The organism is Glycomyces lechevalierae (assembly GCF_027622945.1).
GTDB classification, from domain to species: Bacteria; Actinomycetota; Actinomycetes; order Mycobacteriales; family Micromonosporaceae; genus Glycomyces; species Glycomyces rutgersensis.
The window spans coordinates 183,808-198,024 of record NZ_JAPZVQ010000003.1 but is presented as its reverse complement, the minus strand read 5'-3'; the positions used below and the strand labels follow the sequence as shown (position 1 = coordinate 198,024).

The 14,217-nt window shown below is 66.4% G+C and carries 4 protein-coding genes; 2 read left to right on the top strand and 2 right to left on the bottom strand.

The window, feature by feature from the left end; translation table 11 throughout:
• Positions 1-7 precede the first annotated feature (7 nt).
• Positions 8-6,724: an RHS repeat-associated core domain-containing protein gene (locus tag O2L01_RS07235; RefSeq protein ID WP_270121246.1), complete on the bottom strand. Its 6,717-nt coding sequence runs from the start codon at positions 6,722-6,724 to the stop codon at positions 8-10.
• 436 nt (positions 6,725-7,160) lie between these two features.
• Here O2L01_RS07235 and O2L01_RS07230 point away from each other — a divergent pair, with 436 nt between their 5' ends.
• Positions 7,161-13,088: a LamG-like jellyroll fold domain-containing protein gene (locus O2L01_RS07230; RefSeq protein WP_270121245.1), complete on the top strand. Its 5,928-nt coding sequence runs from the start codon at positions 7,161-7,163 to the stop codon at positions 13,086-13,088.
• A gap of 63 nt (positions 13,089-13,151) precedes the next feature.
• Here the strand turns inward: O2L01_RS07230 and O2L01_RS07225 are convergent, their stop codons facing one another.
• Positions 13,152-13,685, bottom strand: a complete 534-nt coding sequence (locus O2L01_RS07225; RefSeq protein ID WP_270121244.1) for an NUDIX hydrolase — start codon at positions 13,683-13,685, stop codon at positions 13,152-13,154.
• A 70-nt stretch (positions 13,686-13,755) separates the two neighbouring features.
• Between O2L01_RS07225 and O2L01_RS07220 the strand changes: the two genes are divergently transcribed.
• On the top strand, positions 13,756-14,202 hold the full coding sequence (locus tag O2L01_RS07220) for a MarR family winged helix-turn-helix transcriptional regulator (protein WP_270121243.1): 447 nt from the start codon (positions 13,756-13,758) through the stop codon (positions 14,200-14,202).
• The last annotated feature ends 15 nt before the right edge of the window (positions 14,203-14,217 follow it).

Here is a 14,217-nt window from a genome sequence, read left to right as displayed (position 1 = left end):
ATTCGACCTACCCCCAGCTAATATTCAAGGCAGTCAACAATCGATTACATCTTCCACATGGACTCGCGGGCGAGCCATGCTCGCCACTGCGAGAGGACATCGGATTGCGGACGTTGATGGTCTGCATCGTGCCTCCGGTAATCGCGCCGACACCTTCGCGCTTGTATGCCTGAATAAGGCACCCGACCTCAGCACAACCACCGTGATGCCCCGCCGCCTCAACCGCATCCTGCAACTCGGGCATAGCCTCAATTTCTGCACTGGTTCCGTGGCGATTGGTGCTGAGGTAAGTCTCGCCCGAAGGGGAAGTGTACTCCGAGGCGAATTTGGTACCGCCGACCTCTCTTTGGCTGTCTGCAAACTCTTGGAGTCCGCAGTTGTGGGTGAGGAAGTTGCTGTCTCCGGTTGCTACGGAGAAGGTGTGGTCTTCTTCGACCGTGAGGTTGTAGACGGTGGTGAAGGAGGCGTGGACTTCGATCGCCGTGATCTGGGTCCAGGTTCCGGCGCTGGTCCGGAGGAATTGGCCGGACTTCAGATCGACGGCGTCGAGCCACTGGCCGGGCATCGCCGACTCGGGGTTCTCAGCGAAGTCGGCCTCGTCTGCGGCCCAGATCGGGTGGCCGTCCGTCGCAGTGACGGTGGAGTCGGCCTTGCCGTCGCCGTCGGTGTCGACGCTGATGTCGACCAGGATGCGGGCGCCGGTGCCCTCGATGCCGGTGATGACCTCGCGGGCGGCGGTCTCGCCGGTCTCCTCGTCGGTAGCGAGCACCTTGTCGCCGGGCTCGACCTCGCTGATGGGTTTGGTCGATCCGTCGGCCATCACCACTCTGGTTTCAGCGGTGAAGGAGTTGCCGATGCATGATGAGGGCGCATCGCTCGTACCGCCAGCCTCCAGCCGCTTGCGGGCGCGCTCGGTGGCCTCCTCGACGGCATCGTTGTAGCGCTTCATCGTGCTGCGCGCCCAGGACAGTTTCTCCTGGAATGCCGTGACCGCCTTGTAGATCTTCTTGGCGGCCTTAAAGAGCTTCCCGGCAAGCTTCGCGACCTTCGCCCATGGGATCAGGTCCATGAGCAGCGAGGCGCAGGACATCATGTCGCCCGCTCCGACGCACGACATGATGTCGTTGACGCCGATCAGGTCGAGCAGGATTTCCGCGCCGACATCGATGACCACATCGACGATGGAGATGTTCAGGATGTCCTGCGCCGCATCGGCGTCCTGCTGCAGGTCCTCGTCGACGTCGCGTTCCGCGTCGGCCTTCGCCCGTTGTTCGTCGGTGACCGCGCCGGTGCCTTTGCCGGCGCCGCACGCCGCCGAGGTCCCCGCGTACTTCTGGCAGTCCTCCTTGCTGCGCAGATCCTTGTCGTTCTGGTAGTACGAGCAGTCGCCGTCGATGCAGGAGCCGTTGCTGTTGTGCCCCGGGGCGAGTCCAGAAGGGTCGGAGAAGGATACAGGCGAGTGGTTCGCGTAGGAGTACCCGCCCATCTGCTGCGAGTCGGTCGGATTGAGCACCGGGTCCGCGGATATGAAGCGTCCCAGCAACGGGTCGTACTCTCTGGCGCCCAGGTGGGTCAGGCCGGAGGGGTCCTCAGGCGCGCCGAGGAATCCGCGCTCATCGACCCAGGACTCGGCCGGCGTTCCCCGCTCGTTGCCGTAAATGTCGAAGTAGCGGACCTGAACCGCGTGCGAATCCATGTCGACCGCGGCGGTCGAGGTGCCCTGGAGGTCGGCGCCGAGCCACGACAGATTGTCGTCGTTGGTACGGATCGCCACTTGACTGCCGCCGTGCGCGTAGTAGCGCGACGCGCTGAGCGTCCCGTCCGCGGCCTTGACGACCTCCATGCCCGGGAGGAACACCGTCATGGTGCCGTCCGGATCGGTCCTGGAGATCCGACTGCCGTCGGCGGTGTAGTCGTAATCAGTGGTCTTGCCGGCGGTAGAACTCGTTTCAAGTTCGCCCTCAGGTGACCACGTCAGCGTCTGGGCGGCACCGTTCGCGTCGGGACGGGAGGTCGTGTTCCCCGCAGAGTCGTACGCGTACGAGAGGGTCTTCGATCCCGAGCTGTTCGCGATCGTCGCTGACGTGAGGGTGTGCGGTTGCGCCCCTTCGTACTTGTAACCCACGCTCTCCGCGGCCAGGTGGTCAACCTGGCTGCTGCGGTTGCCCGAGTCGTCGAACGTCCAGGACTGCCAGTACGGCGCCGCTCCGCCGACCTGGCTCGTGCTGGTCGGCTCCGCGTCGCAGACTGCCGGAGTCGCGCCGGTCCACGCGTCGGTGATGCGCTTCAGGTAGTCGTAGGCGAAGCACTGCGTGTCCGCGCCGAGGTTCGACTGGTTGTCGATCGAGGTGATCAGACCGCCGTCGGTGTACTCGTATGTCAGGTCCGAGATCACATGGTCGGGACCGGTGGAGATCTCGAAGCTCGACCCGGTCATGCGCCGTGTGCCGTCTTCATAGGTGAAGGCCTGCCAGGCGACCGGTGCCTCCGACACGTTCGGGCCGTCCGGGTCCATCGTCATCTGCGCGATCTCGGCGTACTTCGTGTAGGTCGAGTCGGAGACGTACCACTGCCTCGGCGAGTAGGTCGTCTGCGGCAGACCGAGATCGGAGTAGGTGGTCACCACTTCTTCCGCGGCCAGCCCGCCCGCGGCCGGGTAGGTCACCTGGGCGACCGAGCCGTCCCTGTTGTAGGTGTACCGGAAGTCGAACGAGCGATCGAGCGCACCGAAGCTCCCGTCGAGCGTGTACCGCACGCCGACAGGACGACTCGCGGCGTCATAACCGAGCACGCGGGTCTTGTAGAGGTTGTCGTCCTCGTCCCAGGAGGAGGTCGTCGCAGGAAGACCGAGGCCGAAGAGGTCGTATTCGTAGGCCTCCATGAGCGGGCCGTCGAAGGCGTCCTTCATGACGTACAGGACGCGGCCGAGCTCGTCGTACTCGTACCAGATGCTCTGCTCGGTCGAGGCGGTCACCGGTTTGGTCACCGATTCGGTGAGGCCGTTGTCGTAGTAGGTCGTCTCGGTGCGGCCGGTGTCGGGGTCGTTCACCGCGGTCTGGCGGCCCAGGAGGTCGTACTCGTACGTCCACTCGTTGCCGCCGGTGTCGGTCATCGCGCGCAGCCGGTCGGCATGGTCGTACTCGTACGTGATCGAGTCGTAGGCGCCCGCAGGGTCGGACGTGTGGAGGTTCCGCACCTCCACGGTGTTGCCGCTCTCGTCGACGACCGAGGTGGCCGCGCGGCCGTCCGGGTCGATGACGGTGACTTCCTCACCGTCGTACAGCGTCTTGGTGCGGTACTGCTCGATCCCGTGCTGCAGGAAAACCTCAGCGGTCACCCGTCCGGCGGTGTCGTACTCGTACGCGGTCATGCCCGGGATGTCGTTGTCCGAGGCCGTGAACTGCGAGGTGGACGGCGCCTGGTCGTTGTAGTAGGCGCCGTACTGCTTGTGGACGAGCCCGTGCGTGTCGTAGACGGTGTCGGTGATGATCCGGCCGCCGTCGGGCGCGGGGATCTGGGTCTGGCGCGAGCGCATGAGACCGTCGAACAGCTCGATCGTCGTGGTGTAGGTGCTGTTCGCGTTGATGCCGTGGGTGACGGTGGCCGAGGCCTCGTCGTTCCGCAGCAGGTACTCGAACTTCGCTGACGGTTCGTACCCGTCGGCCTTCGTCCGGTCGGGCGTCCAGCCGGCGACGAGCCTGCCGAGCGCGTCGTACTGCATCTCGGTCAGGTTCTGGTTGGCGTCGGTCGCCTGAAGAACGTTGGCGCGCAGGGGATCCAGAGTCTGGGTGTTCTGGTGTCCGAGCGGGTTCGTCGTGGTCACACCGGTCACGGGCCCGCCGGTGGTGGGCGTATAGGCCGTCGTCGTGACGTTGCCGTCCACATCGGTCGACGTCACGCCGCGACCGTACTGGTCGACCGTGATCGATCCCGTGGTCAGGTAGACCGGCGCGCCGCTCGCGTAGTCCTTCGCGGTCTCCGTCTTGGTGATGTCGCCCTTGGTCGGGGCCGTCGTGTGCGTCGTCGCGTAGTCGTAGTAGACGCGTTCGTCCGAGATGAGGTCCCCAGGGAGCGACGGCGTCGCCGCGCACTTCGCCGAAAGGGTCTGTGTCCGCACAGGCAGGTTCACGATCCAGGCGGTCGTGTTGCGAGCGTAAGTGATCTTGACGCACTGCTCGTCGCCGTCGACGCCGGTCACGCCCGAGGACTCGGTCGAGATGGCCATGCCGTACGAGTCGTACTTGGTCGTCGCGGTGACCGTTCGCCAAGTCCCGTCGGACAGGACGGACGACGAGGCCACGACACTGGTCCCGGTGTGGCGGGCGTACACCGTGCCCCAGTCGCGAACGCGGGTCGCGGTGGGCTCGGAACGCCAAGGCGTGGTGACGGTCTTGGAGATCGGCGCGCCGTCGAGGAACGTCGTCTCGGTGCGGGGGCGTCCGGCGAACTCGTCGTGGTCGGTGATCCCGTCGACCTTGACCGAGGTGGTCGTGCCGTCGGGGAGCTTCTGGCCGTCGAGTCCGCGGAAGTAGGTGGTCTCGCTGACGAACTTGTCGTCGGAGCCGTCGCCGGTGATCGTCCGCAGGCCTGAGTAACCGCGGTAGTCCGACCAGGTCTTGTACTCCTTGTCGGTCAGGCCGTCGTCGTCGGCGTAGCGCCAGGCGGGCTTGCCGATGTACTCGTACGCGGTCGTGACCGGCGGCGAGCCGCCGGTGGTGTCGATCTCGGCGACCTCGGTGACGACGTATTTGTGGTACCAGTCGTACTCGGTGACGCCGTTGTTGTCCTCGGCGAGCTTGGTGACGACCGGCATGCACCGCATGTCGTTGTCCTGAGGGGACGACGGCATGACGCCGGCCTTGGCGTCGCATTCGGTGTCGGTGTAGTTGACGGTGGTGACGCCGCCGGTGCCGTTGCGGATCGCGGAGATCCGGAACCAGTTCATCGGAGCCTTCGTGTCCAGGGTCTTCTGGACGCGGTTGTAGAGCTGAATCCCGTCGAACGTGACCTGCGGCAGCGCAATCGGCGTCGTGCCCGCGAGGCCGGTACGGGTGATCCCGTCGAGCCAGAGGCCGGCGCGGGTCGAGTCGCCGGGGTCGGGCCATGACTGCGCGAGGCCCCACTGGTCGACGCCCTTCCAGGTCCCTCCGGTGTAGACCTGGGTGGTGATGGACGCGAGCCGCTGGTCGGTGAAGAACGTCGGCGAGTAGATGCCTTCGCAGTCGGCGACGGTGCCGTCGCAGTACTGGTCGAGCGGGACGTCGGGCCAGTTCTCGGGGTGGTCGTAGTCGCAGGTCGATCCAGCGAGGCAGCGGTCGGCGAGGTCGAAGACGACACGGTTGACGGCGCCGGTGTAGGCGTCGCCGGAGCGGAGGCCGTAGTCGATGCGGGCCAGGTTCGCGCCGCGGTCGTAGTCGACCGGCTGGTCGGCGTCGAGGTTGAGCAGGTAGTGGTTGGTCTCGCCCTCGTAGAAGTACGCCATCGCGTTGCCGTGGGTGTCGACGACCCAGTCGAGGCGCCAGCGCCAGGCCTGGTCGCACCAGGAGTCCGCGAAGGAGGTCGCGTGGCAGGGCTCGTCGGGGTGGTTCCCGAAGACCGGGACGGTGGAGGTCGACTGGGTCTCGGACTTGCCGGTGCCGTAGCCGGGCAGGCGGTTGAGCCCGAAGAAGTACTGGACGCCGGCGCCGGTGGTGACCTTCCAGTACTCGCCGTTGTCGTCGCCGTTGTTCGCGCCGGAGAGCTTTTCCACGCGGGAAGCGTCGTCGTTCTTGATCTTCCACTTGCCGGTGTCGTCGTCGCGGACGAGCTCGCCGCCGGAGCCGTTGAGGGAGAGGACGGCGTTGTCGGTGGCCCAGCACTGGTCGCCGCCGGTTTCGGCTTCGGCGGGGTTGTTGGCGTCGTCTTCATCGTCCATCTGGCAGGACGTGTAGTTCCGCTCGATGTACCCGGGGTCGAACGAGAAGCCTTCGCCGATAGTGGAGGGCTGGTTGTTCGTGGACTCGTTTCGGCCGTCGACGGCCGAGGACGAGTACGCGAGGGCGATGGAGGGATCGAGGCCGCCGACGGAGGACGGGGCGTCGATCGGGTACGACCAGGCGAAGTCGCCGGTGGGATTCCCGGCGGACCAGGTTGAGGACGGTGCGAGGCTGGTCGCGGCGAAGGTGCCGTTGTCGCCGGAAGCGGAGGCGGCGAGGGTGACGGCCGCGGTGGACGAGCCCTGGGCGTGGCCGCCTTCGGTGCCGGTCGCAGTAGTCGGGACGTAGCCGCCGCCGGTTCCCGTGGGTTCGAGGGCGATCTCGGTGGTGAGCGTCCCGTCGATGCCGTTGTGGGTGGAGGGGATCTCGGCGCCGGACGCGTTGTAGGCCTTGAGCCGGTCGTCCCAGTCGGCGCCGCCCGCATTCCGGTAGGCGCTGTAGTCGAAGACGGCTTCGACGGTGCCGGGTTCGGCGGAGCCGTCGGTGCGTTCGAGGTTCCATCGGAGGCCGTCGGCGGCCGAGGCGGCCCCGAGTTCGACGCGTACACTCGACGGAGCGTTAGCGCCGACGCCACGGATTGTGACGCCGAGTTCGGCGATCTCGACCCGCTCGCCGGGCGGGAGATCGACGTCTACGGATGTCAGTGCCGGGAACGCGACCTCTTGGTCGCCTTCGAGAACGCTGTTCTCGGAGGCGTCTTCAGGCAGTTCGACGTCTTCGGGTGTGAAGTTCTCACCGGGAACGGACAATTCCTGATCTATCTCATCAGGACGGTACTCGGGTTCCCAAACCCCCACCCACATGAGGAACCCAGCGGTAAGCGCCGTGATGCCGGCGAACGTGATGCCGCGCTTGACCAGGGTCTTTCGCGATACTCGCCAGGGCATGTCGACGACGTCCACTATCGTGGGGCGCTTCGATCTAGCCTTGTCGTTGGGGCGCTTGGGCTCGGGCGTACGGGGGGCGTCGTCCACAGGGGCTCCTGGAGGGGTACATGAAGTTGTTTCGGACGGGACTGTAGCAGAGTCCTCACAGAACAATCAACCCCTTCTCGACGAGTCCGTACTTGCGCCCATTTGGTGGGACATGGACTGTCCTCTGACAACTGTCCCTGGCATACTCTCCGCAGCCGCGTGCTCGCACCGGGCCCCGGCGACCCCGAACCAATCGAATAGGGAGCCCCCCTTGCGATCCATACCCCGCAGACCGATCGCGCTGCGCCTGACGGCCTTGGCCGCGGGCGCAGCTGCGTTGTCGGCCTTCATCACCCCGCCGCCTGTGCTCGCGCAGGAGACCCCCGCGGAAGGCGTTCCCCCCGGGTCGGACTCATCGGAGACCGGGACCGACACCGAGATCTCGGACGCCGTCACCGAAGCCGCCGCGACCGGCGCGAACGTCGAGATCGACTCGCTCGCAAGCGCTTCGTCAGAGGTGTTCGCCGCCCCTGACGGGACGTTCGTCGAAGAGATCGCGCTGGAGCCGTACCAGGCGCAGACCGACGACGGCACCTGGGCCGAGATCGACAACACGCTCGTCGACTCGGGGGCGGGCGCCTACGTGCCGGCGAACTCCGACCTCGGCATCGAACTGTCCGCCGGCGGAACCAGCGACCTGGTCACCATCACTGACGTCCACGGCCGCACCGTGACCTACACCTGGCACGAGGCGCTCCCGGTGCCGACGGTCACCGGTGACACCGCGGTGTACGCCGAGGTCCTCCCCGGCGTGGACCTGAAGGTGCGCGCGACGAACACCGGCTTCGCGAAGGTCTTCGAGGTGAAGACCCCCGAGGCCGCCGCCTCCGCGGAAGTGGCGAGCATCGAGCTCGGACTCGTGCTCGACGGCTTCACGGCCGCGGTGGGAACCACTGGGGCACTTGAGATCAGCGACTACGAGGGCAATGTGGTCTTCGGCGGTCCGACGCCCCTGATGTGGGACTCGACCGTCCCCGACGAAGGGGTCGGCGACGCCGTCAGCGACGGCTGGTCCCCCTCGACCTATTCGATGAGCGCGACTGTCGGGGCGGCGTTCGCCGACGGCGTGCTCACCCTCGCCCCCGACCCGGCCATGCTCGCGGATCCGGCGGCGGTCTACCCGATCCGGATCGACCCGGAGGTCGTGAAGCTCGATTCGAGCGCGTGGGCGATGGTCTCGGACTACTCGTCGTACCGCAACCGCAGCTACTACAACGGCGGATCGTTCGAGCGGGACCCCAACGGGACCGCGCGCCTCGGCCGTGCGCACAAGGCCGACGGCTCGATGGAGCAGACCTGGCGTCTGGCGTTCGAGTTCAACACGTCGAAGTTCCGCGGCAAGGACATCATCGACGCGAACCTGCGCATGACCATGACGTACTCGTGGATGCGCTCGTGCGACGGGATCTCGGCCACCGCCGACCTCCACGAGCTCGACGCGGGAAACCTGAAGAACTGGACCTGGAACGACCAGGGCAGCTGGGGCGCCAAGATCGCGTCCCGCGACGAGGGCATCGCCTCCGGCTGCGGCGCACCGCGTCAACTGTGGACGGACGTTACGGACTACGTCCAGGACGTCGCGAACTCCAGCGACAGGAAGATCCAGTTCGGCCTGAGATCCTCGTCGGAGTCCTGCGGCGACCAGTGCCCGAGCTTCCGCCGCTTCGGACCTGAGAAGGTCGGCGACGGCCACACCGGCTTCTACCTGAGCGTCAAGTACAACACCGCTCCGAACAAGCCCGGCTCGTTCACGATCGACGGGCAGTCCTGCGCCCCAGGGAAGACCGTGAAACTCGGCGCGGGCACCTCGTGGACCGTGACCGCGAAGCTCTCCGACGACGAGGGCGACAACATGGACGGCGTCCTGAGTTGGAAGGACCAGGTCTCGGGAACCACGAAGGCCTGGAACTCTTCCGGCGCCGACGCGTCGAGGGCCACCTGGACCGTGAAGGCGTCCGACGTGACGGGCCAGACGTACACGGCCACGGTGGCCGCCAAAGACAGCCGTGCTACGGGCGCGAGTGCAGGCGGCTGCACCGTGCTCATCGACACGACGCCTCCGGTCAAACCGACAGTCGTCTCCACTGACTATCCGGCCGACGGCAAGCAATACGGAGCCGTCGGCAAGACCGGCCGGTTCACGATCGACTCGACCTCAGCGGACACCGCCGGATACTCCTGGAGCATGCAGGACGCCTACGGGGACAACACCGCTCCGGTCTCGACATTGGGCGCAGCGGCGACGATCGCGCTCGACCCGACCGTCAGCGGCACACAGAACCTGAGCGTCTGGGCGTACGACCAGCACGGGAACGTCTCGAGCAAGACCACGTACACCTTCAGTGTCAACCCGAACGGGTCACCGGTCGCGCACTGGAAGCTCGATGAGACCGAGGGCACGACGGCCGCGGACACGAACTACCCCGGCTACCCCACCGACGCGTCCTGGCCGCTGACGCTCACGAACGGCACGTGGACCGGCGGGACTCCCGCCGACGCCGCCGACGACCATCTGCGGTACCTCACCTTCGACGGCGACGACCAGGCGGCGACCACTGCACCGGTGATCCCGACGAACTCGTCGTACACCGTGTCCGCGTGGGTGAGGATTCACCAGACCGATGTGGACTACACTATCGCGTCGCAGGATGGCCTCGTCAACTCGGCGTTCATGCTCAAGTACGACGGCGAGAGCCACAAGTTCCTGATGGTGGCCTCGAACCAGGACTCGACGGCCTCGGGCCTGCTGGCGGTGTCGGCAGGTTCGAACATCACCGCCGAAGCGGGCGTCTGGTACCACGTCACGGGAGCCTTCTCATTCGCAGACCAGAAACTCAAGCTCTACGTCGACGGGCAGCTCCAGAACACCGCGGCGTTCGGCGACGAGTGGCGGTCGACGAAGGGGTTCGCCCTCGGACGTGACCTCTGGGGAGGCAAGAAGGGCACCTATTTCGCCGGTGACGTAGACGACGTCAAGGTCTGGGACCGGGAAGTCCAGATCGGCGAGATCCAGCGGCTCGGTCAGCACGCCGAAGGCAGCTGGGACTTCGAGTCTCAATCTGTCAAGTTCTCTGACATTTCGGGCGGAGGCAATGACCTGACCGGCTCGGGTGCAATCGATCTAGTCGAGGGCTTCCAAGGCTCCGCCGCTCAACTCAACGGCAGCAACGCGACCGCGACCACAGACGGGCCGGTCCTCACCACCAGCGGGGACTTCACTGTCGGCGCCTGGGTGCGACTCGACCGCGACGGCACCACCGCGAACGTGATCAGCCAAGACGGAGCTCACAACGGCGGGTTTTATCTCGGATACCTCAGCGCCCGCGACAAGTGGTCGTTCCGTGCCGCCAGCGCAGACGTCGCCAGCGGGTACACCTGGACCGAGCTCGACGCCGATACGCCTGTGCAGATGGGCCAGTGGACGCACCTTGCGGTTACATACGAGGCCTCGACCGGGACCGCCTCGATCTACGTCAACGGCCTGCCCGCCGGGCAGAAGACCGGGTTCAAGCTCTGGTCGGCCACCGGTCCGCTCAGGGTCGGATCGGTACTGCACCGCGACGCCGTGGCCGATTACTGGCCGGGCGCGATCGACAATCTCAACGTGAACACCGGCGTCTTCGACGACCAGCAGATCAAAGCCCTCGCCGACGGTACGGTCCGCGAAACCCACAGTGAGCTGGTCGCCGGCGACTTCAACGGCGACGGATTCGACGACGCGCTTGCCGTGGTCGAGGCCGACGGGCTGTACTCGGACATTTACTTGATGAAGAACGACGGCGCCGGGAACCTGGTGCGGTCGGTCGATCCGGTGTTCGAGTCCGACTCACTCAACTTCGACGCGACCCGCGACTGGCGCGTGAGCGACGCGGTCTGGCGCTCGGGCGATGTCAACGGCGACGGGCGCGACGACCTCGTGGTTGCAGTCCCCGGCGACGACCACTTCGAGGTCTGGGCCATGCCCGCCTGCGGACCGAGGGACCGCACCTGCACCAAGGACGGAGGAACGTTCAGCCACAATGCGATCGAACGGCTCGACCTGAGCGCCGCTGGAGACTGGGAGCTCGCTGAGACGCAGCTTCAGTTGGAGGACCTGTCGGGCGACCAGGCAGACGATCTGGTGCTGATGCGCGGGGATGCGAACGGCGCCTACTCGATCTGGCGGTCGAAGTTCGTCAAAACCGCTGGCAAATGGTCGTTCGAGGCCCCCGTCCAGGTGGCAAGCGGCACTGGTGACACTCGCTTGATCGAGCTGGCCGCCGGCGATTTCGACGGCGACTGGTGGGGCGACGTCGTTGAGATCCGCACCGGCGCCGACGGCAGCGCCGACATCTACATCCGCTACGGTTCGAAATCCGGACTCGGTTCTCCCGTGTACGCATTGGACACGCCGAACAACTGGGATACCGAGCGATACAAGTTGACGCTCGCCGACATGAATGCCGACGGGCTGCCGGATCTCGTCACCACCTACCGCTTCGACAACCGCATCCGACTCCAAGCCGCCATGACCAAGCCTGACCGGGCCGGCTTCGAACCCAACACCGCTTATGGGTACTCGGACCGTTGCACCGGTTGCCTCTCGGAAATGACGCCATGGGTGCACACCGACCTCGCTGGCGGCGACTTCAACGGCGACGGCAAGGAGGACCTGTTCTTCCTCCGCGCGGGAACCGGCGGCGCCATCGGGGCACTGTGGGCGCGCAAGTCCACGGGCGACAACTTCGCCGGCCCGGAACCGATGTGGGCGGACCCGCAGACGTGCTTCGGTACCGAAGGCGACGTCAACGGCGACGGCTACCGAGACGCGGTCTTGCCACTGCCGGATTACGACGTGAACGGCGTTCTGAACTCCGGCGCGTTCTACTTCGTGGACGGTGCGACCGGGGCCGCGAGCCTCGTGCACCAGGACAGCGCCGGCGTCGAAGGCGCGGCGGAGGCCGACGATCAGTTCGGATTCTCGGTCGCCACCTACGATGCGAACCGGGACGGCTGTGCCGATATCGTCGCGGGTGCACCGGGCGAGAACGGGATCGGTTACGTCCAACTCCTTCCAGGTTCGCCGGAGGGCATCGACCCTAGCGCCGATACGATGCTCGCGCAGAACTCGAGCGGCATTCCGGGCGCGAACGAGGCTGGGGACAGATTCGGCCATTCGGTGACCGCGGCGAACCGCACCGACGGCACTCCTGTGCTGATCATCGGCATCCCCGGCGAAGACGTCCAGACGGATACCACCGGCGCATACCGAGACGGCGACACCGAGATCGCCGAAGTGGTCGACGGCGGTGCGATGGTCTACCTCCAAGGGGACTCGAAGGCCTGGGTCGACCAGAACACGGCCGGAGTGACCGGTGCGGTGGAAGCGGGCGATCAGTTTGGCTGGTCGATCGCCGCCACACGGACACGGTTCATCGTCGGGGTCCCATTCGAGGACGGCGGCACCGCGCAACTGACCGACTCCGGCGGAACGCTCGTGTTCACTCATGAGATCTCCCCCGAAGGCTGGCCGGTCGACACCACCTGGATCGACCAAGAGGACGCCGCACTCGCCGCCGGCCTCGAGGCCGGTGACCAGATCGGTTACGACGTCGCCGCCGTCGACTACCGAGCTGGCGGTACCGGCGTGGAGTCTGTCACCACCGCCTTCGCGATCTCGGTGCCTTGGGAGGATCTAGTGGACAACACGGTGGCCAACGCCGGCATGGTGCATCTAGTCAACATGGACAGTGCGGGCAATTTCACGCTGGGGGCCAATTACACCCAAGGGTCGAATCTCGGGGACAGCGCCGAAGGCTCCGACCACATCGGTTTGAGCGTCGGGCTCTACAACCTCAATCCATCGATAGCCGTGGACAACAACCGTCTGAAACTCGTGATCGGAGTCCCTGATGAGAACTTCGCCACGGGAGACGATGACGGGCTGGTGCATGTCACCGGTGTATCGGCTCCGGCTGCCGGCATCGATACGATGATCAGCGATCCATCGGCGAATGCCAACGGCAAATTCGGAACTGAAGTCGCAGCGACCAACCACGGTGTCTACATGACCGCTCCGGGATCGGGCACGGTGAACTGCCTGGCCTGGAGCGCCGTCCCGGCGGCATCGCGTCAGACGGTGACCGCTCCGCGGCTCTGAACGGGTTAGGAGAGAGTCAAAGGCCGCCGGGCCGAGCGTTCGGCGGCCTTTGGTTGTCTCGCGTCAGGTTCGAGCGGTGAGGCGGGCGGCGATCACGGGGGTGTCGAGGTCGGTGGCGGGGCGCCATTCGGCAGCGTGGACTTCTTCGAGGTGGGGACGGAGTTCGGGGTCGTCGCAGCGGAAGAGGTAGCGGATGTCGTAGTGCCAGTGGGCGCCTTCGGCTTTGCGCGGGTTGGCGGGGATGGGGTGGACGTCGATGTGGATCGGGGTCGGGTCGGCGAGGGTGAGGGCCGCGGGTTCGATGCCGGTCTCTTCGACGGCTTCGCGGAGGGCGGCCGCGGGGAGGGAGTCGTCGGCGGGTTCGAGGTGGCCGCCGGGCTGGAACCAGCGGCCGATGGTCTTGTGGTGGATGAGGAGGACCTCGCCGGCGGGGTTGACGAGGATCGCCGAGGCGGTGACGTGGCCGGTCATGGTCGCGCGGTCGAAGGCGTCCGGGCCGGTGAGGGCGAGGAGCGGGGCGATGGACTCGGCGTCGTCGGGCCAGCGGTCGAGGTAGGCGGCGAGCTGGTCCTTGAGGTGGGCGATGGTGATGGGCACCGCCGCATTCTGCCATAGGTGTGAGCGGAAGCCGCTGGGCATTTATATAAGACGTGTATATAATTGATCTATGGTTTCTCGCAGCCCTGACGGCATCGATCTCCTGGCCGCCCGACTGATCTCCCAGGGCAGCCGGTTCGCCCGCACCGCCTCGCGCAGCGCGGGCGAGCAGCGTTCGCTCATCGCGCTGCGCGTGCTCGCGAACCTCCAGCAGGAGGGCGATCTGCGGGTCGGCGAGCTGGCGAAGCGGGAGACGATCACGCAACCCGCGATGACCGCCACCGTGAACCGGCTGGAAGAGGACGGCCTGGTCGCGCGGGGTGCCGACCCCTCGGACGCCCGCGCGTCGATCGTGCGGATCACCGATTCGGGTGCCACTGAGCTCGCCGCGTTCCGGATGCGCGCCGCCGCGAGGGTGCGGCCGGTGATCGAGACGCTCGGCGAGGACGACCTCGCCGTGCTCGCCAGGGCCGCCGAGCTGCTCGAAACCCTCGCCGACCGGCTCAACGACCGGTAGTCCCCCGTACAAGTA